This window comes from Bacillus sp. NSP9.1, from assembly GCF_000465465.2.
GTDB lineage: Bacteria > Bacillota > Bacilli > Bacillales > Bacillaceae > Bacillus > Bacillus sonorensis_A.
On sequence record NZ_CP048273.1, the window covers coordinates 745,080 to 771,443 of the forward strand.

Here is a 26,364-nt window from a genome sequence, read left to right on the forward strand (position 1 = left end):
GCAAAATACGAAAGGGAGGTAGACGATGAAAATGAACAGAACCCGCCAAACCCTTTTGTTGCTTGCTGCAGCATGTTTTTTATTGCTGCCGTTTCCAATCGGTCATGCTGCCGGAAAACTGGATGAAGAAAAAAGCTCCCCTGTCATCAAACATGTGCCAACAGAACAAGTTCGCAAAGGGGACGACTTGTATTTTCGCGCCAAAACGTCTGCCGATACGGTGATTCTTCATTACAAACAGCATGACGAATTGCCGTTTCGGGTAATTCCGATGGAAATAGAGCCCGGTAAAATGAACAGCTATATTGCGAAATTGGGAAGCGAGAACATATCTTCCGACAGGATTGTTTATTACATTGAAGCGCAGTCTGGCGATTTGTCCGCCAAGACCGATTTGTATACGATCGACATTGAAGGAATGAAGGTCGATGTCCAAAAGCTGCCTGAGCTTTTCATCACGGAAATGGTTGTTAATTCAACAAATGCCGGAGGAAAAGACGGTTACGAATTTATCGAGGTTTATAATAATACGAATAAGCCGGTTCATATGAACAGCTACAATATCAAATACCGCAATCCCGAAAAAGGAAAGGAATCAGAACTGCTCTGGCCATTTGCACAAGCCGATATCACGGTGCCGTCGGGACAGACGCATGTATTCTGGATTAAAAACGAAACGAACAGCCGCTTGACGGCCGCTGATTTTAACAGGCACTACGGTGTCGATCTGCAGGAAGGAAAAACGCTTTCGGTGCTGAAAGGAGGCGGAATGGCTAACAACGCTGTCAGGGAATTGGTCATCAGCACCAAAAGCGGTGAAGACATCGCTGTCGCCCGTTATCATCGTGAACGAAACGAGACAGTCGCCGTCAAAAACAAAGCGATCCTTTATCGATATCCGCTCGATGGAACAAAACAGATGATGAAAATGTCCAGCGGTGAAGAAAAGCCTTCTCCAGGTACGCTTTTACAGGAGCAAACACCGTCGGAAACAGTCGCTGTTATGCCTGACAAAGAACAGCCGCATATTCAGGATATGACGGATCATCATGCGGCAAAGCCCGGGGAGACGATTCAGCTGTTAGCCGATATCAGCGACAATCAGCAAGTCAAAAATGTGCAATTTTTTTACCGGATGAGTGCAGATGAGCCATTTAGCAAAGTCAGTGTTGAAAAAAGCAGAAATGACGGGCTTTACCGCCATAATCTTTATTTTGCAGAGCTCATCGGCAAAGAAAAAGTGGAGTATTATATCAAAGCTAGCGACGGATCAAACACAGCGGCGACTGAGAAAAAGACAATCGCACTTGAACAGAGCTTTTTGAAGGGACTTCGCCTGAATGTGCATAACGGCGGAACCGTTTCAGGACATACGCTGCTGAAAGCGACATCTGAAAGACCGCCGTCAGAAACGAAAATCCGGATTGACGGAAAGGAGCAAAAAGCGGGATATAGGGCGCTGGAAAAGAAAGCGTATTTTGCTTTTGACGTCAATAAAACGAACCTATATTTCAAAAATGCGGTCACCATCGGCAAACGGGTGCAAAAAATATTTGACGACTCGCGCCGCCGATATGCGACCATTACCGTTCCGGTTTCGCCTGAAGAATTTACGAAAGGAAAGCCCTTTGCCGTAAAGGTGCGTTCCGGGACAAAATCAACCCCGTTTGAACAAACTTCCGCGGAAAACCGGGATGATTTTGTATTGAAAAACCCGCGGCTCATTTTGGCCGACGGAACTGTCATCCATGATGAGCGCTATGATGACGAAAAAAAAGAGCTTCCCGTCGGAGACAACCCGGATGCGAAAGAATGGTATGAATTCCGATTCACTCTGCCGGAAAGGTGCTTTACATCGCTTGCCGTCCAGTGGAACACAAAGGTGTGGAAAGAAGGGAGCCACACAATTGAAGCGGAGAACGGGGAAGAACGGGTTATACACCAGGTGACGGTTGATCACACAGGCCCTGAAATCAAAGCTTCTGTGAAAGACGGCAAAACATATAAAGGCGCATTTACACTTGATGCAGCCGTTACTGATAGATGGAGCGGAGTCCGCAAAGTCAAAGCTTTTCTAGACGGAAAAAAAATCGCTTTGCCTTACACCGCTTCTTCTGCAGATCTGGACAGCGGCAAGCACGTTTTGACAGTTAAAGCAGCCGACAGTGCCGGAAATACGTCAGTTTTAAAAAGGAATTTTCACATCAAAAAAGAACAGCCGGACAAGCCTGAGCAAGCAAAAAACGCCGCAGGGAGCACACATGCAAAATTGGCCGTCCGGGTGAAAGACCCGACAAAGGATAAAATGCGCGTCTCTTTTTATCGAGGGTATCAATATACAGCCGCAGACGAAAAGCATGTCAAAGTGTCGGCGAATCAAAGCGATACAGAGCCGCCGCAAGGGTTGGCGGCAAACGGCGGAAAGGTGCTTACAAAAGATGAGCGCGCTAACATGTCCTCGCCTGACGGAAAAGGCTTTGAAACAGTCTCAAACACTCGTTTTCCGTATCACCGCTTCGATGTGAAGGTCGATGAAAATGTCCGAAAACGCGACAATGTTGAAGTCGTGTGGCGCGGAAGCTCTCTTCCCGGCAGAAAAGTGTCGATGTTCGCCTGGAACTACAAAAAAAAGCAATGGGATACGCTCGCTTTCCATATCGCCAAAAATAACAGGCTGTTTACGCTGAAAGGAAGTGTAAAGGCTGCCGACTATGTCCGCGATTCCCGCGCTGCTGTCATCATCCAGGATCAAATACAGCTGTCGGAAGACGACTATACACTGATTTGGATGTCCGATACCCAATACTACTCGGAAAGCTATCCGCAAATTTTTGAAAAACAAGTAAAATGGATCGCCGAACAGAAGGACAAGCTGAACATTAAGTATGTTTTTCACACGGGAGACCTTGTTGATGAAGCGGATCAGCCGATTCAATGGGAGCGCGCCGACCGCTTTATGAAAGTGCTCGATGATCACAAGGTGCCGTACGGGGTATTGGCGGGAAACCATGATGTCGGCCATAAAGACAACTCTTTTCAAACATACGGGAAGTATTTTGGCGCAAAACGGTTTCAAAACAAACCTTTCTACGGAGGCTCATATGCCAATAACAAAGGCCATTATGACCTGATTTCCTCAGGCGGTAATGACTATATTATGCTGTCGATGGGCTGGGGAATCGGAGCGAAAGAATTGCAGTGGATGAATGATGTGCTGAAGCGCTATCCCGACCGTAAAGCGATTTTGGCATTCCACGAATATCTGCTTGTTTCAGGAGGCAGAAGTCCGATCGGCGAGCGAATATTTGAACAGATCGTCAAACCGAATCAAAATGTCATCGCTGTTTTATGCGGACATTACCACAGTTCAACATTAAAAGTCGACAAGCTGGATGACGATGGAGATGGAAAGCCGGATCGAAAGGTTTTTCAAATGCTTGCCGATTATCAGGGCGGACCTGAAGGCGGCCAGGGCTATTTAAGGATCTTTCATGTCGATCCGAAGCATGATGCGATTCATGTCAAAACCTATTCGCCATATCTTGACGACTATAACTTTTATGATCCGCATCAATTCGGACCAAAGGATGAATTCAGTATAAAAACAGATCTCAAACCGCGCAAGAAAAAAGTGAAAACCGATTATTTTGAAATGAATGTTTTTTCAAATCAGCAGATTGGCAAAGCCAAAAAGGTGAAAAGCGGGAAAACAGCTTCTGTGACATGGGAGGATTTGAAGCCGAATACGGATTACTATTGGTATGCCGAAGCCAGGGATCAATACGGCGGGAAAAGCCGTTCTAACATATGGAAATTGACGACGGCGGCAGATGATATGAAAGCATTTTTCACTAACAACGGTGATGAAGCCTTATCCCTGCACCGAAAAATGACCGGAAGCGCTGAGTTCGGCGGCGGACGGCCTCCAGGTCCTTCGGTGCGTATTTTGCGGCAGGAGGAGCTCCCGTCTTTGCTCAACACCATAAAAAGTTCTGTTGCATCCTTTTTGCTGATATTGATGTTGGTGCAAAGCCAGTCAAAACACTTGTTTTCCTGAGGGGGAGACAAGTGTTTTTTAGTTTGAGAAGTGTTGGCTTTGACTGGTCGGAGATGATGTCTTTCTTCTGTGAATCGACAATACCGTGATGGCGGCAAGCACGGCCGCCGATATGAGCGCGGCTGTTAAATAAAGGTTTCCGAAGCCGTTGCCGATGCTGTCATGGATCGCTTCAGCAATAATCCCTTTCACTTTCGGATCAGGAATTTGTGAAAGGGCATCTTTGAACTGAAGTTCACCTGCTGCACCGTTTGAAAATCCGTGTGAGGGAATGCCGGCATCCTCTAATTTGCTTGTGACGCGGCTATCGATATTTTCATAACCGGCTGTAATAAACCCGGCGTAAAGAGCCGGAGCCAAAGTCAGCCCCATCTGTCTGACGAGCGACAACGTCCCGAGGGCGGTACCGTAATTTTGTTTTGCCGCCTCTGACACGAGCATATTTAATGGCGCCCCTAACAGAAAACCAAAACCGGCGCCTGCGATCACACTGGCGAAGATAAACTCCCATTTCTCAGTCACCCAGACGGACAACAATAAAAATCCGATGAAAGAAATCGTTCCTGACAGCAATGTCGCCTTGACCGGCCCTTTTCGGTCAGCCATGATTCCGCCAAGTCCGGCTCCCGCTCCTGAAGCGAGCGCAAGCGGCGTCATCCAGTATCCCGCTTTTTCGGGTGCGACATGCAAATATTGTTCCGCATAGGCGGGAATAAAAATCACGGCCGCTAAAAGACCTCCTGATAAAAAACCGATCAAAAGCGTCCACTGGAACACTTTATTTTTCAGCAAGGTATAGGCGAGTATCGGATCACCGCCTTTTGATTCCACACGTTTTTCATAGAAAAACAACCCGGTAAACAGGGTGGCGCCGATGATCAAAAAAAGGTAGACGCGCGGATCGGCGAGGCCGGCGAGTATATCTTGGCCATCGAGGTTTGTGATGCCGTACATCACAGATAAAATCGCCAGGGATAATATCACTGTTCCGGCGGTATCGAGCGGTTTTGCTTTTGCCGCCTTTGTTTCGATCATAAACGGAAAGCTTAGCGCGATCAGTCCCGCAGCAATCGGCAGGTTGATCAAAAACAGCCAATGCCAGCTTCCGGTAAGGTCCAAAATAAAGCTGCCGATATTTGGCCCGAGGACCGCTGCGATTCCATTCATCGCCCCTAACAGCCCGAGTGCCGTTCCTTGTTTTTCCTTTGGCAATGTCGCAAGGATGTGGGAGCTTCCGATGATAAAGATTCCCCCTCCGCCGAGCGATTGAATCAGCCGGGCAAGCAAAAACATCGGGAAATTCAGGCTTAAGGCAACGAGAAGAGAGCCTGTGCCGAACAGCAGCACCTCAATGATAAATAGCTTTTTTCGTCCGTAGCGGTCGGATAATTTCCCCACAATCGGCACGCTGACAGCTAAGCCGAGAGTATAAAGCGTGATCCCCCAGGCTCCCCATGATGGTGATACATCAAAAGAATGATTGATTGTCGTAAGAGCTGCGGAAATGATGCCGTTGTCTAAAGCAGCCATAAACACCCCGATCGTAAACAGAAAAATGGCCCGTTTTTGGTTTGTATCATGTTTCGTCAAAGCTTTGGACACGGTGTTTTCCCCCCCCCTTGTTAATTAATTTTAAGTGAATAATTCACTTAAAATGAACTAATTTTATCATCTTAGAAAAAAATGGTTTTGTCAAAGGTGATTTTTCAACAAAAAAAGCTGCACCGCGCCGGGTGCAGCTTGTCCCTAATCTTCCTGATTGGCTTTAAGCGCTTTTTCAAGAATGGTAAGGCCTTCGTTCACTTTGTTTTTCTCCTGCTCATTCATCATTTGGAGCGCTTTTTTTAGCTTTTCGTGCCCTTTTTGATATAAGCTTCGGAAAATATCTTTCGCTTCCTCTGTTAATTCGACGACGATCGCACGCCGATCTTGCGCGGAATGCGTTCTTTTAATAAAGTTTGCCTGTTCAAGACGGCTGAGCAGCCCGGTCATATTTGACAGGGAGGCGCCCATTTTTTCGGCAATTTCAGAGACTTTCAAGTTTCCATGATTGTTGAGCAGCATCAACACTTTCATTTGCGGCATACTGATATCGAGCTTCATCCATTCGGATACGTCTCCGAGTCCCGCGGCTGTCAGCACTTTCATATAAAGGACCCATGTTTCTTTTTCCTCCGGGGAGAGGATGTCCTCATTCAGCACGGTTGTATCGTGAATGTTGTATTCCACGGTCTCTTCACTTCCTTTAAACATTCCTCTTTTCATACTACTGATTTTCCGGCCTGAAAGAAAGCCCGGAAAACGATGTTTCTAAAGGCGGCGGCAGCGCCTTCTGCAAAAATTGTTTTAGGTTTATTTTGAAAGTGATAGAATAAAGCTGTATGTCAAGTTCTTCACCTTTAGAAAAGGAGGGTGCAATCATCATGCCGAAAGTTCGAACAAAAGATGTAATGGATAAATTTAAACTTGAGCTCATCAGCGGAGAAGAAGGGATCAACCGTCCGATCACGATGAGTGATTTATCAAGACCGGGCCTTGAAATGGCGGGTTATTTTACATATTATCCAAAAGAGAGGGTCCAGCTTCTTGGAAAAACGGAAATCACCTTTTTCGAGAAGCTTCCCGAGGAAGACAAAAAACAGCGGATGCTTTCTTTATGCACGGAAATTACACCGGCGATCATTCTGTCGCGCGATTTGCCGATCCCGCCTGAATTGATTGAAGCGTCGGAAGAAAACGGTGTGCCTGTTCTGCGTTCCCCGCTCAAGACGACGCGTCTGACCAGCCGCCTGACGAATTATCTTGAAAGCCAGCTTGCTCCGACGACTGCGATCCATGGCGTGCTTGTCGATGTCTACGGTGTCGGGGTGCTGATCATTGGAAAAAGCGGCGTCGGAAAAAGTGAAACGGCGCTGGAGCTTGTCAAAAGGGGCCACCGTCTTGTCGCAGACGACTGTGTTGAGATCAGGCAGGAAGATCAGGATACATTGATCGGAAGCGCCCCTGAATTAATCGAGCACCTTCTTGAAATCAGAGGTCTCGGCATCATCAATGTCATGACGTTGTTCGGCGCCGGTGCCGTCAGAAGTTTTAAACGGATTACACTTGTGATGAGCCTTGAGCTTTGGGAGCAGGGAAAACAATACGACCGTTTAGGCCTTGAAGAGGAAACAATGAAAATCATTGATACTGACATTCCAAAGCTGACCATTCCGGTCCGTCCGGGAAGAAACCTTGCCGTCATTATCGAAGTGGCCGCCATGAACTTCAGGCTGAAGCGTATGGGTCTGAACGCGGCGGAGCAATTCACTCATAAACTGGCGGATGTCATTGAAGATGGTGAGCTTGAAGAATAGGAGATGACAATATGAATGAAACGATTGAACCTTTGAATCCGATTGCCTTCCATCTTGGGCCGATCGCCGTACATTGGTACGGTATCATCATCGGTCTCGGCGCTTTGCTGGGATTGTGGCTTGCGGTCAGAGAAGGCGAACGGAGGGGGCTGCATAAAGACACGTTTGTCGATCTGGTGCTTTTTGCGATCCCGATTGCGATTTTGTGCGCAAGGGCGTACTATGTCATTTTTGAATGGGGCTACTACAGCGAACACCCCGACCAGATCATTCAGATTTGGAACGGCGGTCTTGCGATCCATGGCGGTCTTATCGGAGCCGTCCTGACCGGACTTATCTTTGCAAAGGTAAAAGGCCTGTCATTTTGGAAGCTTGCCGATATCGCGGCTCCCAGCATTCTTTTGGGCCAGGCCATCGGCCGCTGGGGAAACTTTATGAATCAGGAAGCGCACGGAGGCTCCGTATCAAGAGCGTTCTTAGAAAATCTCCACCTGCCTGATTTTATCATCAACCAAATGTATATTAACGGGCAATATTATCAGCCGACGTTTTTGTATGAGTCATTATGGAGCTTCACGGGTGTTGTGATTCTGCTTCTTTTAAGAAAAGCGAATTTAAAGAGGGGCGAACTGTTTTTAATCTATGTCATTTGGTATTCTATCGGCCGCTACTATATTGAAGGCCTTCGGACGGACAGCCTGATGCTGACGGAAGCGCTGCGCATGGCGCAGGTTATTTCAATCGTGCTGATTATCATCGCGGCCGCGCTGATTCTATTCAGACGCTTGAAAGGCGGAGAGATTAAACGATACCAGGAGATGTAGATTGTCATTAAAGGGGAGACAGCAATGAAGGGAACGTTGAAAGCCGGACTGGAAGCCGGTCTGAAAACGACGTGGACACTCGGCAAGGTGATCTTTCCGGTGACACTGATTGTCAGCCTGCTTCAGCATACACCGGTCATGGACTGGCTGATCAAGATGATCACTCCGGCTATGGGAATTTTCGGTCTTTCGGGAGAAGCGGCGATACCGCTTGTGCTGGGCAACATGCTCAACCTGTATGCGGGGATCGCCGGGATTTTGACGCTTGATTTAACGGTTAAAGAGGTCTTTATATTGGCGATCATGCTGTCGTTTTGCCACAACCTGATCATCGAATCGACAGTCGCTTCAAGGGTCGGCATCAAAATATGGGTCATTTTACTCGTCCGCATCGGTCTCGCTGCCTTCGCCGCTGTTATCATCAATCTTGTTTGGCACGGCGGGCAGGACGCGGCTGAATACGGCCTCGTTTCAGCGCAGAGCACAGCTCCGTCCGGCTGGCTTGACATCGCGCTTGAGGGCGTCACAAAAGCGGGGCTGGGGATCCTTCAGCTTGCCGCCATTGTGATACCGTTGATGATCATCATTCAATATATGCGGGATCTCGGCTGGCTAAACACTTTTTCAAAGTGGTTTGCACCGGTGACGAGAATGCTCGGGATGAAAGAAAACACATCGATGACAATGGTCGCCGGGCTGACGATCGGACTGGCGTATGGTGCCGGTGTCATGATCAAAGCCGTTGAGGAAGACGGCGTCAGCAAACGCGATGTCACGCTTGCCTTTATTTTTCTTGTCGCCTGCCATGCTGTTGTCGAAGACACATTGGTATTTATTCCGCTCGGCATACCTGTCTTGCCGTTGCTAATGATCAGGCTTGTGACAGCGGTGCTGCTGACAATCGCCGTATCGCGTTTGTGGAAAAAACCGGGATATTCCGTTCGGAGAAAGGAGGCTTTCTATGAAAATTAATACGGTTTTATTTGATTTGGATGGAACGCTTATCAATACAAATGAGCTGATAATCGCGTCGTTTTTGCATACGCTTGATCATTATGCACCCGGCCGGTATCAGCGGGAGGATGTGCTAAGTTTCATCGGCCCGTCATTGTATGAAACCTTCAGCAGCATACATCCGGATCAAACAGATGAGATGATCAGGATGTACCGCGAATTCAATCATCAAATGCATGATGAGCTTGTCACAGAGTATGAGACGGTATACGAGACGCTTGAGCGTCTGAGAGCTGAAGGATACAAGCTCGGAATTGTTACAACCAAGCTGCGGGATACCGTCAACATGGGGCTAAAGCTTACCGGTCTGGATGCTTTTTTTGAGACGGTAGTGACCCTTGATGACGTAGAGCGGCCAAAACCGGACCCGGAGCCGGTGCTGCTCGCGCTTTCAAAGCTTGACAGCCGTCCCGCGGAAGCGATCATGATCGGTGATAATTACCACGATATATTAGCGGGGAAACATGCGGGAACAAAAACCGCGGGTGTCGCGTGGACGATAAAAGGAGAAGAAAGCCTTGCCAAGCACCACCCCGATTATATGCTCAGCAAAATGAGCGACCTCCTTCAAATCCTTGGAGTGGAAACAACTTGAGAAAAACGAAACGCTATCCGGTGTCAGGCGCCAATTCGTTATGGCACGTCTATCAGACGGTTCCGTTTTTCAAAGTGGTCAAAAATTTCATCGTCATACAAGCGGCGCGCTATACGCCTTTTTTAGGGGTCAAAAATTGGCTGTACCGGACCTTTTTGCGAATGGAGATCGGTGAAAAAAGCTCATTTGCCCTGATGGTCATGCTTGATGTGATGTTTCCCGAAAAAATTTCCGTCGGACGAAACACCGTGATCGGCTACAATACGACCATTTTAGCCCATGAATATTTAATCAAAGAGTATCGGCTCGGCGAGGTTAAAATCGGTGATGAAGTGATGATCGGAGCGAATGCGACGATCCTTCCCGGTGTTGAAATCGGCGACGGCGCAGTCATCTCCGCCGGTACGCTCGTCCACAAAGATGTTCCGCCCGGAGCGTTTGTCGGCGGCAATCCAATGCGGCTTATCTATACAAAAGAAGAAATGGAAAAACGTTTGAAAACCCCTGCTGAATGACGGCAGGGGTTTTCAAGCTTGTAATGTCTGAAAAAAGACATCTTCCTCCTAAAAATCCGGCTCCTGTTTCATGTTAAAATGAGGAAAAAGAAAAGGAGAAACTTGATAATGAAAAAGAAATTGTGGGTATGTCTCGCTTTTTCAACTGTTTTGGTGTTTCTGACGTATGTGAAAGCGGATGCTGCGGAGAGGATGATTGTCGGCTATACGACTGGCGACAGCGCTTCATATCAATCGCTGGCCGCATATCATGACTATATCAATTCGATCGCCACCGATACATTCGCTTTTGATGCCAAGGGAAATCTCATAGGAGAAGCGCCTGAAAACCAGCTCTCCTTTGCAGAAAAGCACCAAATCAAGACATGGGCTGTGATCTCCAATTATAACGAAGCGATTCAAGATTTTGACGGGGATTTAGCTTCCGCGGTTATGACAAACGAAACAAACAGAAAACGCTTTACGGATCAGCTTGTGAGCCTGGCTAAAGGGCATGGTTATGATGGCATCAACATCGATTTTGAAGCTGTTTTTCCGGAAGAGCGATCCGGATACACGAAATTTATCCAATACATCTCTGATATTTTAAAAAGGGAAGGAATCCAAACGATGGTTTCCGTGCCGGCCAAAAGCGCCGATGACCCGGAGGATGATTGGAGCTGGCCTTATGATTACGGGAAAATCGGAGCCGCCGCCGACTTTGTACAAGTGATGACATATGATGAACACGGCAGCTGGAGCGAGCCGGGATCAGTCTGCAGCATGGGCTGGATCAAAAGCTCACTCGAATTTGCAGTCGAAGAAATCAGCTCGGATAAAGTGATCATGGGGATTCCATCGTACGGATATGATTGGGATTTAACAGATCAAGGCAACAACACGTTGAAACAATGGAATGAAATTCGGACGCTCAAAAATGAGACGGGGGCCAAACCGAAGTATGACAGCGGAACAGCATCCATGACGTTTTCTTATGTCGATCAGAAGCGTCATCAGCATGTCGTTTGGTATGAAAATGAAAACACGGTAGAAATGAAAAGCCGCCTCACAAACGATGATCATCTAGCCGGGGTCTCGGTATATTCATTAGGTTATGAATCCGAGTCCTTCTGGCAGGCTGTTCAAAAAGGAACAGAATAACACAACCTAAAAACAAGCTTGCCGGTGACTCGGCAGGCTTGTTTTTCCGTTAGGAAGCAATCACAATCGCCTGGCTGCCCATTTGCTTCCATGATTTTTCAAAATTGCTTTTATCTGTTTTCCGGTTTTTATAGCCATATGGATCGTTCAGATAAACATAGTTTTCATCATAGCCTGTAACAGCCACACTGTGTACACTGTAAGTCACATCGACTTTGCCGCTTGGCGTCTCCCAAGTCTCCATATCATTCACCGTGTTGAAATGAACGGTTGTAATCACCCAAACCGGTCTCCCTTTATTCAGCTGTTCGTAAATATCTTCAGGACTGTTTCCTGTCAGGTCGATGACTTTGTCTCCTGCATAAGATGAGGCTAAATCATAAATCGGCCCATGGTAGACGCTGAGACCGGGGCCGTTTTCCATATCGCCGACAAAGCCGTCATTTGGATTTCCTTTCAAGCCGTTTTCATATTGCAGCGGCACCCTTTTGATTTTTTCAGCCAATTCATTCTTTGTCACATCATATCCGCTGTAGTTTAAAATCATCGCCAGGCTGGCAACTTCACAGCCGTTGTAAAGCTTTGGCGAATCCATTTGTTTGATCAGGGGAACGTCCAGGGGAGCCCGGCTCGTTTCCTTCGTTTTAATGCCTACAGTTGTTTGGAAATTTTTGATGCCCTCAGCCAGCGGGCTCAGCGCATCTCTAGAAAACAGGATCAGAACGGCGGTCATGACTGCTGTAAGGAATAAAATAAGAAAAAACGTTTTTAAAATTTTCATATCGATCTCCTGTTCATACAATGCTGATTAACCGTAAATAAGTAGTCCTTTTTTATTATATCATCAAGCTGTTCATGAAATAAAAGAAAGAATTGCCCAGCCCCATGGCCCATTTGAATATCATCTGTTGCTTTTGATTCTTTTATCTGTTAGCATATTATCATATTAGCGAACTAAAGGATTCGGAATATTCCTTCTAGCGTATATGGGGGTGCAAGTGTATATGTTTATGTTCGAAAAACCGTACGGCATGAGAGACACTTTGCCTGAACTTTATGAAACAAAGAAAAAGGTGCGTTCATCTTTGACAGAGGTTATGGTTTTGTGGGGATATCAGTTTGTAGAGACGCCTACGCTGGAGTTTTATGATACCGTCGGTGTTCAATCGGCGATATTAGACCAGCAGCTTTTTAAGCTCCTGGATCAGGAGGGGAAAACCCTTGTTTTAAGGCCTGACATGACCACACCGATTGCAAGGGTGGCGGCGTCCAAGCTCCATAAAGAAAACCATCCGCTCCGAGTCGGATATGCGGCGAACGTTTTCCGGGCTCAGGAACGCGAAGGCGGCCGCCCCGCTGAATTCGAACAGGTAGGGGTCGAACTGATCGGCGATGGATCGACAAGCGCTGATGCCGAAGTGATCGCACTCGTGATTTTCTCGCTGAAAAAGGCGGGGCTGTCCTCTTTTAAAATCTCGATCGGTCATGTCGGCATTGCCGATGCTTTGTTTATGGAGGTATTGGGCAATGAAGAAAGGGCGCAAGTGCTGAGAAGGTATTTATATGAAAAGAACTATGTCGGTTATCGTGAGCATGTGAAGTCGCTGAATTTATCATCCATCGATAAAAGCAGACTGCTTGAGCTGCTGAAGCTTAGGGGCGGTATTGAAACGTGCGGCAAAGCAGAGCAGCTCGTCGATTCCGAAAAAGGAAAAAATGCGATCACAGAACTTGAGACGCTTTGGGAAACGCTCGGTGACTACGGATGTACGAATGATATCAAACTCGATTTCAGCATGGTCAGCCATATGAGCTATTACACGGGCATTTTATTTGAAGTTTATGCCGAAAACGTCGGCTTTCCAATCGGAAACGGCGGCCGCTATGATCAGCTTCTCGGTCATTTCGGCTCTCCGGCCGCGGCCACCGGCTTTGGAATCAGGATCGACAGGCTTCTGGAAGCTTTGAACCCAGACGAGGAGCAGGAAGACATGGATGTCGTGATTTTCAGCACAGAACAGCGGGCGGAAGCGATCAAATTTGCCGAAGAAGAGCGGCTGAAAGGCAAAAAAGTCGTTGTGCAGGATTTAGCGGGAATCGAAAATATCGACCGGATGACCAAATCTTTTCAAAATGTAACCTATTTTATCGGGGCCAGAAAGGAAGAACAGCATGGATAAGGAATTGACGATTGCGATGCCGAAAGGACGGATTTTTGAAGAAGCCGCCGGATTGCTGCGGCAAGCCGGCTATCAGCTTCCGGAAGAATTCGATGATTCAAGAAAGCTGATTCTTGATGTCCCTGAAGAAAACCTTCGCTTTATTCTCGCCAAGCCGATGGATGTGGCGACATATGTTGAGCATGGAGTGGCTGATGTCGGAATCGCCGGCAAAGATGTCATGCTTGAAGAAGAGCGTGATGTGTATGAGGTGCTTGATTTGAAAATCAGCAAATGCCACCTTGCTGTGGCCGGCCTGCCTCTGGCGGCGGCCGGCGGAGTTGCACCGCGGGTCGCGACGAAATATCCAAACGTCGCATCAAGCTATTTCAGGGAACAGGGAGAGCAGGTGGAAATCATCAAGCTCAACGGCTCGATTGAGCTCGCTCCGCTCATCGGCCTTGCCGACAGGATCGTTGACATTGTGTCGACGGGGCAGACTTTGCGGGAAAATGGTCTTGTAGAAACAGAAAAGATTTGTGAGATCACGTCCCGGTTGATCGTAAACCCTGTCAGCTACCGAATGAAGGATGAAGTGATCGATGAAATGGCTTCACGGCTGTCTCTCATTGTGGAAGGGGAAAAGACAAAATGAAGATTATATCCATCAGCGGAAACGCGGCTGTTTCATTAAAACGTTCCATCAGCTCCGGGACGGAAGAACAGAGAAAAGCGGTCTGTGCGATCATTGAAGAAGTGAAGAAAAATGGAGACGCGGCTCTTTCTGCTTATACCCGGCAGTTCGACGGAGTCGATATTGCCGATTTCCGCGTTTCTGCACAGGAGATTGAAGAAGCATACGGCAAGCTGAAACAAAGTGATCTCACCACCTTAAAAGCGGCGATCTTCAATATCAAAGAGTACCATGAACGCCAGCTGTCATCTTCGTGGTTTTATCACCGGAAGGACGGGACGATGCTCGGCCAAAAGATCACGCCGCTGGATTCAGCCGGTGTTTATGTACCAGGCGGGACCGCCGCTTATCCATCATCTGTCATGATGAATGTGATCCCTGCACTTGTCGCGGGCGTCAAGCGGATCGTCCTCGTCTCCCCGCCAGGAAAAGACGGCAAATTGTCTCCCGGTGTTTTGGTTGCGGCGGCCGAGCTCGGCATAGCAGAAATGTGCAAAATCGGTGGTGCACAGGCGATCGCGGCATTGGCATACGGAACGGAAACGATTCTGCCCGTTGATAAGATTACGGGGCCGGGGAATATTTATGTCGCTTTGGCAAAGCGGGAAGTATTCGGCCAGGTTGATATTGACATGATTGCAGGGCCAAGCGAAATCGCGGTGCTTGCCGATCAGACGGCAGACCCGCGGGAGGTGGCCGCTGATCTTCTGTCACAGGCTGAACATGACACAATGGCTTCAAGCATTCTTGTCACCGACTCCCGTCTGCTTGCCGAAGCGGTTCAACAAGAGATCGAGCAGCAGCTTGAGCGTCTGCCGCGAAAAGAGATTGCCCGTCAGTCGATTGAGGACTACGGCCGCATTTATGTTGCAGATACGCTTGATGATGCGGTCTCTGCGGTGAACGAGCTTGCTCCTGAACACTTGGAGATTTTAACGGCTCACCCTGAGGCGCTGCTAGGGAAGATCAGACACGCAGGCGCCATTTTCCTGGGGCGCTACAGTTCCGAACCTGTCGGTGATTATTTTGCGGGCCCGAACCATGTGCTGCCGACAAACGGAACGGCCAAATTTTCAAGCCCGCTCAATGTCACAGACTTTCAAAAGCGATCCAGCATCATTTCATACAGCAAGGAAGCGTTTGCGGAAAACGCTGAAAAAATCGCAGCCTTCGCCAGATTGGAAGGGCTTGAAGCCCATGCCAGAGCAATCGAATTCAGAAACCGGGAGGAAGACCGATGAGAAAAGCCGAACGGGCAAGAAAAACGAATGAGACAGACATTAAATTGTCCTTTAACATCGATGGAGAAGGAAAAGCAGACATTCAAACAGATGTCCCCTTTATGACGCATATGCTTGATTTATTTACAAAACACGGACAATTTGATTTTTCTGTTGATGCAAAAGGCGATGTGGAAATCGATGATCACCATACAACAGAAGACATCGGCATATGCCTGGGGCAGGCGCTTTTGGAAGCGCTCGGCGATAAAAAAGGCATCAAGCGCTACGGTTCAAGTTTAGTGCCGATGGATGAAGCGCTCGCCCAAGTCGCTGTCGATTTAAGCAACAGGCCGCATCTTGAATTCAGGGCCGAGTTTCCGAGCCAGAAGGTAGGAACATTTGATACGGAGCTTGTCCACGAATTTTTATGGAAGCTGGCTCTCGAAGCAAGGATGAACCTTCATGTGATCGTTCATTACGGCACAAATACACACCACATCATCGAAGCGATTTTTAAAGCGCTGGGACGCGCGCTTGATGAAGCGACAATGATTGATCCACGTGTCAAAGGAATTCCATCAACGAAAGGAATGCTGTAAATGATCGGTGTCATTGACTATGGAATGGGCAATTTGTACAGCGTTTCTAAAGCGCTTGAGCGGATTGATGCCCCTTATTTTGTATCGGAGTCGCCAGGCGAGCTTCAGAAAGCTGACAGCTACATCCTTCCCGGTGTCGGCGCTTTCCGGGATGCGATGGAGATTTTGCATAAAACAGACCTGATCCCCTTTATTCGGGACGCTGTCAGTGAAGGAAAGCTTCTTCTCGGCATCTGCCTAGGGATGCAGCTTTTGTTCGCCGAAAGCGAGGAGCAGGGAACAACAGAAGGTCTCGGACTGTTAAAAGGGAAAGCCATCAAGCTGAAGGGGAGCGATCAAGCCGGAAACCGCCTGAAAGTCCCGCACATGGGCTGGAACCGCCTGACGGTTCATCGCGATTCACCGCTTTTGCAGGAAACTGAGGAAGGGTACGCGTATTTTGTCCATTCCTACTATATCAGCGGTATGGATGAAGAAGCATTGCTGGCCAGTGCGGATTACGGTGTTCGCATTCCCGCCGTCGTAGGTTTAGGCAATGTGTACGGCGCCCAATTTCATCCGGAAAAAAGCAGCACGGTCGGAATGTCGATTTTAACACGGTTCCAACAGCTGACAGAAGAACAGAAGGTGAAAAAATGAGCGGATTTACATTATATCCTGCCATCGATATGAGAAATGGAAAATGTGTAAGGCTTGTACAGGGAGACTATGCAAAAGAAACGGTATACGGCGATTCCCCGCTGGAAATGGCGTCTCTTTTTGCCGGCGAAGGCGCCGATTGGATTCATCTTGTTGATTTGGACGGCGCCAGGGAAGGGAAAAAAGTAAATGACAGCCATGTGGTAAGGATCGCCAATGAGCTGAATGTCGATGTACAGGTCGGCGGCGGCATCAGAACCGAAAAAGATGTCTATGAATATTTGTCACAAGGCGTAGAAAGGGTTATTTTAGGAAGCTCAGCCGTTTCAAACCCGGATTTTGTCAAAAGGATGCTGAATACATATCGGCATCACATCGCCATCGGACTTGATGCAAGAGACGGGTTTGTCTCGACGGAAGGCTGGCTTGAAACATCGGCCGTGAAAGCGGAAGAGCTTGGCCGTGAGCTTGCAGGAGAAGGTGCGGAGGTTTTTATCTTTACCGATATTGCAACGGACGGTATGCTGTCCGGGCCGAATATCGACAGCACGGTTCAGCTTGCAAAAGCAACCGGCAAGCAGGTGATTGCCTCCGGAGGCGTCAGCTCCCTCGCCGACCTTGAAGCATTGGCGATCCGCAGCGCAGACGGCGTCAGCGGCGCCATTGTCGGAAAAGCTCTTTATACAAACAAATTCACCGTGTCTGCAGCGCTTGAAAGGGTGGGAAGCAAGTGATCACAAAGCGAATTATTCCATGTCTGGATGTGAAGGACGGCCGGGTTGTCAAGGGCATTCAGTTTCTTGAACTGAAAGATGCCGGTGATCCGGTCGAACTTGCTGAGATATATGACAAAGAAGGCGCTGATGAACTCGTTTTTCTCGATATTTCCGCTTCTCATGAAGGGAGAAAAACGATGGTTGACGTTGTGGAAAGAGTGGCGGCAAAGCTCGCCATTCCGTTTACTGTCGGCGGGGGCATCAATCATCTTGAGGATATGAAAACAATTTTGCGGGCGGGAGCGGACAAAGTGTCCGTCAACACAGCGGCTGTTCTCCGCCCTGAACTGATCGCAGAAGGTGCGGCATTCTTCGGCTCGCAATGCATTGTCGTCGCCATTGATGCGAAATATGATCAAGACGCGGGCCAATATTTTGTATACACCCATGGCGGCCGAAAAAAAAACGATCTTGAAGCTGCATCATGGGCGAAGGAAGCCGTTCGGCGGGGCGCCGGTGAAATCCTGTTGACAAGCATGGATTCAGACGGGGAGAAAACCGGCTTTGACCACAGGCTGACAAAGCTTGTATCAGAAGCGGTTCCGGTCCCAGTCATTGCATCGGGAGGCGCGGGAAGCGCCGCGCATATGCACGCGGTATTTGAAGAGGGCCAAGCAGACGCCGCTCTGGCCGCTTCAATTTTTCATTATAAAGAAACATCTGTCAAAGAAGTGAAAGCTTATTTAAAAGAGCGCGGGGTGAATATCAGATGATAACGGCAGAAGAATTGAATTTTAATGAAGCTGGTTTAATCCCGGCGATCGTCCAGGATGCAGCAAGCAAAGAAGTGCTGACCCTGGCTTATATGAACAAAGAATCGTTCCAAAAAACACTGGATACAAAGGAAACATGGTTTTACAGCCGCTCACGCGGAGAGCTGTGGCACAAAGGAGCCACATCGGGCAATATCCAGCGTGTCAAGGATATCCGCCTGGACTGTGATCAGGATGCGCTTGTCGTGCTTGTTGAACCGGCAGGTCCGGCCTGCCATAAAGGAACGTACAGCTGTTTTACTTCATTGGACGGACACAAGACAGCCGGAGGAGACCGTTTCGCGATCATAAACGAACTTGAATCAGTGATTGCCGAGCGTCAGGCTGAAATGCCTGAAGGAGCTTACACGACATATTTGTTTCGGGAAGGCGTAGATAAGATTTTGAAAAAAGTCGGCGAAGAAGCTGCGGAAGTTATAATCGCTGCAAAAAACCGGAATCATGAAGAATTGAAATGGGAAGCGGCGGATCTCCTCTATCATCTGCTTGTCCTTTTAAGGGAACAGTCACTCCCGCTTGATGAAGTGTTAGACGTATTGAAAAAACGTCATGAAGGAAACGAATGATTTGACCAAAAGGGGCTTGTACCCCTTTTGTCCGTTTTTCACCCGATGTTCAGGCTCATCACCAGCTGCTCTCCGATAGGGCCCATTTTTCTTTCTCCGGTGTCTTTAAAGCCTGCTTTCCCATACAGACGCTGTGCCGCAGTGTTTTTATGATTGACGGCTAAAACGATTTCATCACATTGGCTGAATTCCCTGCCGGTGAATTCCGGAAGTTTGAGCATCCCCATTGTGCCGAAGCCTTTACCTTGCTGTTTATAATCGATTGATAAAGCTGTCAGCAGCATTGCCTTACGGTTTTTCGTATAATCTTTCACCCTGTCGCTTGTGTGTAGAATAAAGAATCCCACGGGTGTCCCTTCATTTAAAATCACGATTGGATGCTGTCCGTCTGCCGGGCTTAATACATCTTTAGGAAAAGCGGTAAATCGGCTTTGTTCTTCCGGAAGCTCGAACGCAAGCAATACGGGCAGATGTTCCTCGGAAAAATGCACAAGTTCCAGCTTGTTGTCCAAATCATGTCCCCCCTTTTTTATTATCATATAACGGGAACGTATATTCGTCATCTATAGAATTTCAATATTCTGAGGCAAAAAACTCTTTTTTACGGAATGATTCGCTGGAAAATAATGATGAAAAATAACGGCTTAACATCCGATATAAAGCGTGTGCGGAGCAGATGACAGCTGCATGCATCAGGGAGAAAAAAGTCAAAATCCGCTGGTAAAAGTGGAAATTGGAGAGAATTTTCTCGAAACTTGTTTTTGACCTGTTAAGCCTGCTGGAAACTATGTTATACTACTCACGGTATACAGTTTGAATTGGAGGGTATCTGTGGGAAAGTACACTTCTGAACACCAAAAAAACACGACGATTGTCCAGCTGTTTCAAGACGGACAATATTTATATCATAAAGGGCTGAAAGCGTACAGAGAACGAAATTTATCCCGCGCGAGCAAGCTCATTCAGAGAGCGATTTTTCTTGAGCCCGACAACACGGGCATGCTGAGTCAGCTTGCCGTCATTTATACAGAAATGGGCTTTTACCAGCAGTCAAATGAACTTTTAGATTTTATATTGAAAAACATGAATGAAAAAATGACGGAATGCTACTATTTTAAAGCGAACAACTATGCTCATCTCGGCCTTTTCCAGGAAGCTTATAAAGCGGCAGAGACGTATTTGAAAGAAGACCCAAACGGTGAATTCAGCGCGGAAAACGCAGAGCTCCTTGATTTATTGGATATGGGGGAAGAAGGTCAAGGCTTCTCGGAGTATGATCAGGATGATTTGATCCTGAAACAGGATCGGGCGAAGTCGCTGCTTGAGAACGGACAGCTTCAGGAATCCATCGTGATGCTAGAAGAGATTATCGCCGATTATCCGGAATTTTGGTCGGCTTACAACAATTTGGCGCTTGCGTATTTTTATGCGGGCGACGTCCAAAAAGCCAAGGCGACGATTTTTACCGTTTTGGAAAAAAGCCATGGAAACCTGCATGCGCTATGCAATCTGCTTATTTTTTACCATTATGAGCGAAAAGACGACAAGGTTAAAGAGCTTTCTGAACAGCTCTCCAATATTTATCCGATGCTGATTGAACAAAGGTATAAGCTCGGGGCCACACTTTCGCTCGTCGGCAGGCACGATCTCGGTTTTAAATGGCTGAAATCTCTTTACCGTATGGGTTTTGAAGGAGATGAAACCTTTTATTACTGGCTCTCCTGCTCCGCATACTTTACAGGCCGCACCCAGTTTGCCCGCTCCGTATGGAAAAAGATGCAGGAGGAGCACCCTGATGCCGCCCGCATGGAGCCGTGGAAAGAACGGCGGGAAAAAACCCCCGTTCAGCGCACGCTTGAAGAACGCCTTGCCGCATACTATATCAGCGGAAGAAAAGGGGAAAAAGAACAGCTTAAAGCCGTGCTTGATTCAAAAATGGCCAAAACGACGTTTGAAGACCAGTTTATCAGGCTCGTGCTGTACGGTGAAAACGGAGAAGCCGCCGCATCGAAGGAGGCGCTTCTTGCGTACAGGACGGCAAAAGCGATTGAAGAGGCGGACAGATCCGCAATCGAACAGGAAGCGATGTGCTTTTGGATATTCCATGTCATTCAGCAGATCAGGGCTTACGGCCTTCAGCTGAAAAACGCCGGCGGTTTGGCCGCGGCCATCTATTTCATCTGGAAAACAGCGCACCATGAGCGCCTCACCAAAGCTGAAACGGCAAAGCTTTTTCACATCTCGCCGGGAACGCTTTCCAAATATGAACGTACATTAAAAGAGCATCTATAAACAGGTATGAACGGACGTTCAGCCTGTTTTCTTATTGTGTGAGCAAAAAGATAGCGCTTATTCATGATATTTTATAGGATATGGGTAAGGAAGATACAAGAAGGGAATCTTATTTGAAGAGGATTGGACTGCTTGCCGACAAAAGCAGCAAGAAGATTCATGAAGGAGTGAACATTGTGTCAGAAGAAAAGATTTATGACTGCATTATTATAGGAGCGGGTCCTGCAGGAATGACAGCGGCCGTCTATACATCGAGGGCGAACCTGTCAACATTGATGGTTGAAAGAGGGGTTCCCGGCGGACAAATGGCCAATACAGAGGATGTTGAGAACTATCCGGGGTTTGAAAGCATTCTGGGGCCTGAACTTTCAAATAAAATGTTTGAGCACGCGAAAAAATTCGGAGCGGAATACGCATACGGCGATATCAAAGAAGTCGTTGACAACGGAGACACGAAGATCGTCAAAGCCGGTTCCAAAGAATTCAAAGCCCGTGCTGTCATCATCACAGCCGGCGCTGAATACAAGAAGCTCGGCGTTCCGGGCGAAAAAGAGCTCGGCGGCCGCGGCGTTTCCTATTGTGCGGTATGTGACGGCGCATTCTTTAAAAACAAAGAGCTCGTCGTTGTCGGAGGCGGAGATTCTGCTGTAGAAGAAGGCGTCTACTTAACCCGTTTCGCTTCAAAAGTAACGATTGTTCACCGCCGCGATAAACTGAGAGCGCAAAGCATTCTTCAGGCCCGGGCGTTTGACAACGAAAAGATCGACTTCAAGTGGAACAAGACGGTCAAGGAAATCCACGAACAAGACGGAAAAGTCGGCAAAGTGACGCTTGTTGATACCGTCACAGGCGAGGAAGAAGAATTCCGTACGGATGGCGTCTTTATCTACATCGGCATGCTGCCGCTGTCAGAGCCGTTTAAAAACCTCGGCATTACAAATGAAGAGGGCTACATTGTAACAAACGAACAGATGGAAACAAAAGTCGATGGCATCTACGCCGCCGGGGACATCCGTGAAAAAACCCTTCGCCAAATCGTTACTGCAACAGGCGATGGAAGCATTGCCGCACAGAGTGTTCAGCATTACATTGAAGAGCTGAATGAAAAAGAAAAGGCTGTAAAATAACGCCATTTAATCGTCATCATGTTTTAACCGCGCTGTAACACCAGTGAAACAAAAATTCGTTATGATTGGTACAGTAATTGACCCCCTTTTATAATGAATTCTTTTGGCACGGATTGTCATAATCCGTGTCCTTTTTTTGACCGGATCACTTTTTACAAATTTTCGCAATTTGTTCATATTTACGCGATGAACAGGCGGATTTTGCTGTAAAATAGAATGCAAGAACAGTTTTCGCAAGCGCTTTCATTTTCTTGTTTATCCCTGTTCTGCAATCTGCCGGTCCGCGTATTCAAAATGGCCGGATTCATCCAGGAAAAGACGTTTTTTACAGTTGGACTGCATGTTCATTGTGACTGGCTCCAGGAAACGGTATAATAGAAAAAAGAATTGAAGGAATTAAAGGATGGGTGACAGACTTGCAAAGAGTGACGAATTGTGTGCTGATTTCCGATGATCAAGTCCTTTTGCTGCAAAAACCGCGCAGAGGCTGGTGGGTGGCTCCCGGCGGGAAAATGGAACGCGGGGAAACGGTAAGGGACGCCGTCATCAGAGAATACCGCGAAGAGACGGGCCTGTATGTGTTAAACCCGAAGCTGAAAGGAATATTCACCTTCATCATAAAAGAAAATGATCAGGTTGTATCAGAATGGATGATGTTCACGTTCGTCGCCGATCATTATACTGGAAAGCATGTGGAGGAGTCTGAGGAAGGCATCATTAAATGGCATCAGACAGAGGACATAGAGAATTTGCCGATGGCGCCCGGCGATGTTCACATACTTGACTTTATGATGAAAGGCAAGGGTCTGCTTCACGGCACCTTTACTTATACACCTGACTTTGAACTGCTGTCCTACCGTCTGGATCCGCAGCGCGACTAAGCTTAAGGGGGGAAAAGCATGAATGCAAACGGAAGCCATGACATTCAGCTTGTGATAATAACCGGTATGTCTGGAGCAGGGAAAACAGTGGCGATTCAAAGTTTTGAAGACCTCGGTTTTTTCTGTGTCGATAATCTGCCGCCGTCCTTGCTCCCGAAGTTTTTGGAGCTGATGAAAGAGTCAAGTTCAAAAATGAGCAAGGTGGCTCTTGTGATGGATTTGCGCGGAAGGGAGTTTTTTGACAGCCTGATTGAGGCGCTTGATGAAATCGGTGAAACGTCTTGGATCACCCCGCGCATTTTATTTTTGGATGCAAAGGATTCGATTCTTGTGTCAAGGTATAAAGAAACAAGGCGGTCACACCCTCTCGCCACGACAGGACTGCCGCTTGAGGGAATCGAAACCGAACGCGAGCTTTTGGAGGAACTGAAAGGCCGATCACAGATTATTTATGACACATCTGATATGAAGCCGAGGGATCTTCGCGAAAAAATCGTCCAGCACTTTGCGACTGACGCGGGACACACCTTTACGGTAAACGTCATGTCATTCGGTTTTAAATACGGAATTCCGATTGACGCCGACCTTGTATTTGATGTGAGGTTTTTGCCGAACCCGTACTACATTGACAGCATGAGGCCGCTGACAGGCAAGGATCACGAAGTGTCTTCCTATGTGATGAAATGGAATGAAACGCAAAAGTTTCTTGAAAAGCTGACTGATCTTTTAAGCTTTATGCTCCCTTCGTACAAGCGCGAAGGAAAAAGCCAGCTCGTGATTGCGATCGGCTGCACAGGCGGTCAGCACCGCTCTGTGACGCTTGCGGAATATCTTTCCGATTATTTTAAAAAGGACTTCTATACTCATGTTACTCACCGGGACATCGAGAAAAAGAGCAGAAAATAGCATGGCTGATCAGAAAAAAATCGCGATATTTGGCGGCGGAACAGGTCTTTCTGTTTTGCTGAGGGGATTAAAGCACCAGCCGGTCGACATTACGGCGATTGTGACGGTCGCTGATGACGGCGGCAGCTCCGGGAGATTGCGGAATGAGCTGTCCATTCCCCCGCCCGGGGATGTCAGGAATGTGCTGGCCGCGCTTTCCGACGTTGAACCTCTCGTTGAAGACCTGTTTCAGCACCGCTTCAACAAAGGCGGCGATTTGCTCGGCCATTCGCTTGGAAACTTGATTTTGGCGGCGATGACGAATATAACCGGTGATTTCTTTCACGCCGTCACCGAAATGAGCAAGGTCTTAAATGTGCGGGGCAGAGTGCTCCCGGCTGCAAATACAAGCGTTGTACTTCATGCGGAAATGGATGACGGAAGAATCATATCGGGCGAGTCGACCATACCGTCCTACGGCCGGCGGATCAAAAGGGTGTTTCTAACCCCGGAAAAGATCGAGCCTGTTCCGGAAACAATTGAAGTCATACGCGAGGCTGATCTGCTCATACTTGGACCCGGCAGCCTGTACACGAGCATTCTGCCGAACTTGCTCGTCCCGAAAATAGGGGAGGAAATATTAAACGCAGCGGCTAAAAAGGTCTATATTTGCAATGTGATGACACAGCCCGGCGAAACGCTATATTACAGCGCTGCCGACCATGTCAAAGCGCTTAATCAGCATTTGGGAAGTCCGTTTATTGATACGATCCTTGTCAACAGCGAGGAAATTCCCGGGGATATCCGGGAAAGATATGCAAAAGAACAGGCTCAGCCCGTACAGTTCAACATTGACGATCTGACCGAGATGGGGCTTGAAGTCATCAAGGATCAGATTGTCACGTATGAGAATGGCGTCATCCGCCATGATACACATAAAGTCGCTTCGCTTCTTGTTGATTTGTTAAAAGAATAGCAGGCCTTGGAATGGGGGTGTCTAAAAAATGTCATTTGCATCGGAAACGAAAAAAGAACTTACAAACCTTGAAGTAAAGGATTGCTGCGCTAAAGCGGAACTTTCTGCCCTCATTCGGATGAACGGTTCATTGTCTTTTTCAAACCGAAAAGTGGTTCTCGATGTCCAAACCGAGAACGCGGCCATTGCAAGAAGGATTTATACTTTGCTCAAGAAGCAATATGACGTATCCGTCGAGCTGCTGGTGCGAAAGAAAATGAGACTGAAAAAAAACAATGTGTACATCGTGCGCCTGATCGAAAACGCAAAATCAATTCTCGAAGACTTAAAAATTCTCGGAGACAACTTCGTCATCGTCAGAAGCATTTCGGAAGACCTCGTCAAGAAGAGATGCTGCAAGAGGTCTTATATGAGAGGTGCGTTTTTAGCCGGAGGATCTGTCAACAATCCGGAGACATCTTCCTACCATCTCGAAATTTTTTCGATGTACAAAGAGCATAACGATTCATTATGCAGCCTCATGAACCTTTTTCATTTGAACAGCAAAACACTCGAGCGGAAAAAGGGATATATCACTTATCTGAAGGAAGCGGAAAAGATCACAGAATTTTTAAATGTCATCGGCGCACACAATTCTCTGCTTCGCTTTGAAGACGTCCGGATCGTGCGCGATATGAGAAATTCTGTCAACCGTCTCGTCAATTGCGAAACGGCTAATCTAAACAAGACGATCGGCGCTTCGCTCAGACAGGTTGAAAACATTAAATTCATCGATGAAAAAATCGGCCTTGATGCTTTGCCCGAAAAGCTGAGGGAAATTGCACAGCTCCGCATCGATTACCAGGAAGTGACCTTAAAGGAGCTCGGGGAAATGATGACGAGCGGGAAAATCAGCAAATCGGGCATCAATCACCGCCTCAGAAAACTGGATGAAATCGCAGAACAACTGCGTTCAGGACAATCTGTCTCTTTGAAATAATCTGCAGGGAATGGGGGAGATCGTATGGTGCAAAAAAAAGTGGAAATTCTTTTGAAAACAGGCCTGCAAGCCCGGCCGGCGGCACTGTTTGTTCAGGAAGCCAACCGTTTTCAATCAGATATCTTTCTCGAAAAGGGAGAGAAAAAAGTGAATGCGAAAAGCATCATGGGGCTGATGAGCCTTGCTGTCAGTTCGGGGGCGGAAGTCACGCTCATCGCCGACGGAACCGATGAACAGGAAGCCCTTGATACGTTGACCGCATATGTTCAAGAAAAAAGCTGAACCTCTTTCGGG

General features: G+C 47.6%; 26 protein-coding genes. 22 read left to right on the plus strand and 4 right to left on the minus strand.

Annotated features, from left to right (window positions below; all coding sequences use genetic code 11):
• Window positions 1-25: 25 nt before the first annotated feature.
• Window positions 26-4,057, plus strand: a complete 4,032-nt coding sequence (locus tag M654_RS03635) for a metallophosphoesterase (RefSeq protein WP_026588902.1) — start codon at window positions 26-28, stop codon at window positions 4,055-4,057.
• 18 nt (window positions 4,058-4,075) lie between these two features.
• On the opposite strand, the gene M654_RS03640 is transcribed toward M654_RS03635, so the two are convergent.
• Both M654_RS03640 and M654_RS03645 read right to left on the minus strand, forming a co-directional pair.
• On the minus strand, window positions 4,076-5,659 hold the full coding sequence (locus M654_RS03640) for an MFS transporter (protein ID WP_026588901.1): 1,584 nt from the start codon (window positions 5,657-5,659) through the stop codon (window positions 4,076-4,078).
• Window positions 5,660-5,803: 144 nt separating this feature from the next.
• A complete protein-coding gene (locus tag M654_RS03645; protein ID WP_026588900.1) occupies window positions 5,804-6,286 on the minus strand; it encodes a MarR family transcriptional regulator in 483 nt (160 codons plus the stop codon).
• A 194-nt stretch (window positions 6,287-6,480) separates the two neighbouring features.
• Between M654_RS03645 and hprK the strand changes: the two genes are divergently transcribed.
• The 6 genes from hprK (at window position 6,481) to M654_RS03675 (ending at window position 11,501) form a co-directional block, all read left to right on the plus strand.
• Window positions 6,481-7,413 carry an HPr(Ser) kinase/phosphatase gene (hprK, locus tag M654_RS03650; protein ID WP_026588899.1) on the plus strand — a complete coding sequence of 311 codons (933 nt, stop codon included), beginning with the start codon at window positions 6,481-6,483 and terminating at the stop codon, window positions 7,411-7,413.
• Between the two features lie 11 nt (window positions 7,414-7,424).
• Window positions 7,425-8,237, plus strand: coding sequence for a prolipoprotein diacylglyceryl transferase (gene lgt, locus M654_RS03655; RefSeq protein WP_026588898.1), 813 nt, complete (start codon window positions 7,425-7,427; stop codon window positions 8,235-8,237).
• A 24-nt stretch (window positions 8,238-8,261) separates the two neighbouring features.
• Window positions 8,262-9,209, plus strand: a complete 948-nt coding sequence (locus tag M654_RS03660) for a nucleoside recognition domain-containing protein (protein ID WP_026588897.1) — start codon at window positions 8,262-8,264, stop codon at window positions 9,207-9,209.
• Window positions 9,199-9,846: a pyrophosphatase PpaX gene (gene ppaX / locus M654_RS03665; protein WP_026588896.1), complete on the plus strand. Its 648-nt coding sequence runs from the start codon at window positions 9,199-9,201 to the stop codon at window positions 9,844-9,846. Before M654_RS03660 ends, ppaX begins: the two co-directional genes overlap by 11 nt.
• Window positions 9,843-10,361 (plus strand): acyltransferase, encoded by a 519-nt coding sequence (locus M654_RS03670; protein WP_026588895.1) that lies wholly within the window; start codon window positions 9,843-9,845, stop codon window positions 10,359-10,361. Before ppaX ends, M654_RS03670 begins: the two co-directional genes overlap by 4 nt.
• A 108-nt stretch (window positions 10,362-10,469) precedes the next feature.
• Window positions 10,470-11,501 carry a glycosyl hydrolase family 18 protein gene (locus M654_RS03675; protein WP_026588894.1) on the plus strand — a complete coding sequence of 344 codons (1,032 nt, stop codon included), beginning with the start codon at window positions 10,470-10,472 and terminating at the stop codon, window positions 11,499-11,501.
• A gap of 49 nt (window positions 11,502-11,550) precedes the next feature.
• Here the strand turns inward: M654_RS03675 and M654_RS03680 are convergent, their stop codons facing one another.
• The gene (locus tag M654_RS03680) at window positions 11,551-12,282 is read right to left on the minus strand and encodes a C39 family peptidase (protein WP_026588893.1); all 732 of its coding nucleotides are present in this window, start codon (window positions 12,280-12,282) and stop codon (window positions 11,551-11,553) included.
• Window positions 12,283-12,505: 223 nt separating this feature from the next.
• Here M654_RS03680 and M654_RS03685 point away from each other — a divergent pair, with 223 nt between their 5' ends.
• From M654_RS03685 to hisIE, 8 genes are read left to right on the plus strand one after another with little or no spacing between them, the layout of a single operon-like run.
• Window positions 12,506-13,681, plus strand: a complete 1,176-nt coding sequence (locus M654_RS03685) for an ATP phosphoribosyltransferase regulatory subunit (RefSeq protein WP_026588892.1) — start codon at window positions 12,506-12,508, stop codon at window positions 13,679-13,681.
• Complete coding sequence (gene hisG, locus M654_RS03690; protein ID WP_026588891.1) at window positions 13,674-14,315, plus strand: ATP phosphoribosyltransferase; 642 nt, start codon at window positions 13,674-13,676, stop codon at window positions 14,313-14,315. The genes M654_RS03685 and hisG overlap by 8 nt, the downstream gene beginning before the upstream one ends.
• Window positions 14,312-15,595 carry a histidinol dehydrogenase gene (hisD, locus tag M654_RS03695; protein ID WP_026588890.1) on the plus strand — a complete coding sequence of 428 codons (1,284 nt, stop codon included), beginning with the start codon at window positions 14,312-14,314 and terminating at the stop codon, window positions 15,593-15,595. The genes hisG and hisD overlap by 4 nt, the downstream gene beginning before the upstream one ends.
• On the plus strand, window positions 15,592-16,176 hold the full coding sequence (gene hisB / locus M654_RS03700; RefSeq protein WP_026588889.1) for an imidazoleglycerol-phosphate dehydratase HisB: 585 nt from the start codon (window positions 15,592-15,594) through the stop codon (window positions 16,174-16,176). Before hisD ends, hisB begins: the two co-directional genes overlap by 4 nt.
• A complete protein-coding gene (hisH, locus tag M654_RS03705; protein WP_026588888.1) occupies window positions 16,177-16,815 on the plus strand; it encodes an imidazole glycerol phosphate synthase subunit HisH in 639 nt (212 codons plus the stop codon).
• Window positions 16,812-17,549 (plus strand): 1-(5-phosphoribosyl)-5-[(5-phosphoribosylamino)methylideneamino]imidazole-4-carboxamide isomerase, encoded by a 738-nt coding sequence (gene hisA, locus M654_RS03710; RefSeq protein WP_026588887.1) that lies wholly within the window; start codon window positions 16,812-16,814, stop codon window positions 17,547-17,549. Before hisH ends, hisA begins: the two co-directional genes overlap by 4 nt.
• Window positions 17,546-18,304 carry an imidazole glycerol phosphate synthase subunit HisF gene (gene hisF, locus M654_RS03715; RefSeq protein WP_026588886.1) on the plus strand — a complete coding sequence of 253 codons (759 nt, stop codon included), beginning with the start codon at window positions 17,546-17,548 and terminating at the stop codon, window positions 18,302-18,304. The genes hisA and hisF overlap by 4 nt, the downstream gene beginning before the upstream one ends.
• Window positions 18,301-18,930 carry a bifunctional phosphoribosyl-AMP cyclohydrolase/phosphoribosyl-ATP diphosphatase HisIE gene (hisIE, locus tag M654_RS03720; RefSeq protein ID WP_026588885.1) on the plus strand — a complete coding sequence of 210 codons (630 nt, stop codon included), beginning with the start codon at window positions 18,301-18,303 and terminating at the stop codon, window positions 18,928-18,930. Before hisF ends, hisIE begins: the two co-directional genes overlap by 4 nt.
• A 38-nt stretch (window positions 18,931-18,968) precedes the next feature.
• Here hisIE and M654_RS03725 read toward each other — a convergent pair whose 3' ends face one another.
• The gene (locus M654_RS03725; protein ID WP_026588884.1) at window positions 18,969-19,463 is read right to left on the minus strand and encodes a GNAT family N-acetyltransferase; all 495 of its coding nucleotides are present in this window, start codon (window positions 19,461-19,463) and stop codon (window positions 18,969-18,971) included.
• A 298-nt stretch (window positions 19,464-19,761) separates the two neighbouring features.
• Here M654_RS03725 and M654_RS03730 point away from each other — a divergent pair, with 298 nt between their 5' ends.
• The 7 genes from M654_RS03730 (at window position 19,762) to M654_RS03760 (ending at window position 26,352) form a co-directional block, all read left to right on the plus strand.
• Entirely contained in the window at window positions 19,762-21,222 is a 1,461-nt protein-coding gene (locus tag M654_RS03730) for a tetratricopeptide repeat protein (protein WP_026588883.1), read from the plus strand.
• 176 nt (window positions 21,223-21,398) lie between these two features.
• Window positions 21,399-22,349, plus strand: coding sequence for a thioredoxin-disulfide reductase (trxB, locus tag M654_RS03735; protein WP_026588882.1), 951 nt, complete (start codon window positions 21,399-21,401; stop codon window positions 22,347-22,349).
• Between the two features lie 407 nt (window positions 22,350-22,756).
• Entirely contained in the window at window positions 22,757-23,230 is a 474-nt protein-coding gene (locus M654_RS03740; RefSeq protein WP_142246078.1) for an 8-oxo-dGTP diphosphatase, read from the plus strand.
• Between the two features lie 18 nt (window positions 23,231-23,248).
• Window positions 23,249-24,136 (plus strand): RNase adapter RapZ, encoded by an 888-nt coding sequence (gene rapZ / locus M654_RS03745; RefSeq protein WP_026588880.1) that lies wholly within the window; start codon window positions 23,249-23,251, stop codon window positions 24,134-24,136.
• A gap of 1 nt (window position 24,137) precedes the next feature.
• Window positions 24,138-25,091, plus strand: a complete 954-nt coding sequence (locus M654_RS03750; RefSeq protein WP_026588879.1) for a gluconeogenesis factor YvcK family protein — start codon at window positions 24,138-24,140, stop codon at window positions 25,089-25,091.
• Window positions 25,092-25,119: 28 nt separating this feature from the next.
• Window positions 25,120-26,070 (plus strand): DNA-binding protein WhiA, encoded by a 951-nt coding sequence (gene whiA / locus M654_RS03755; RefSeq protein ID WP_026588878.1) that lies wholly within the window; start codon window positions 25,120-25,122, stop codon window positions 26,068-26,070.
• Between the two features lie 24 nt (window positions 26,071-26,094).
• Window positions 26,095-26,352 (plus strand): HPr family phosphocarrier protein, encoded by a 258-nt coding sequence (locus M654_RS03760; RefSeq protein ID WP_026588877.1) that lies wholly within the window; start codon window positions 26,095-26,097, stop codon window positions 26,350-26,352.
• Window positions 26,353-26,364: the final 12 nt, after the last annotated feature.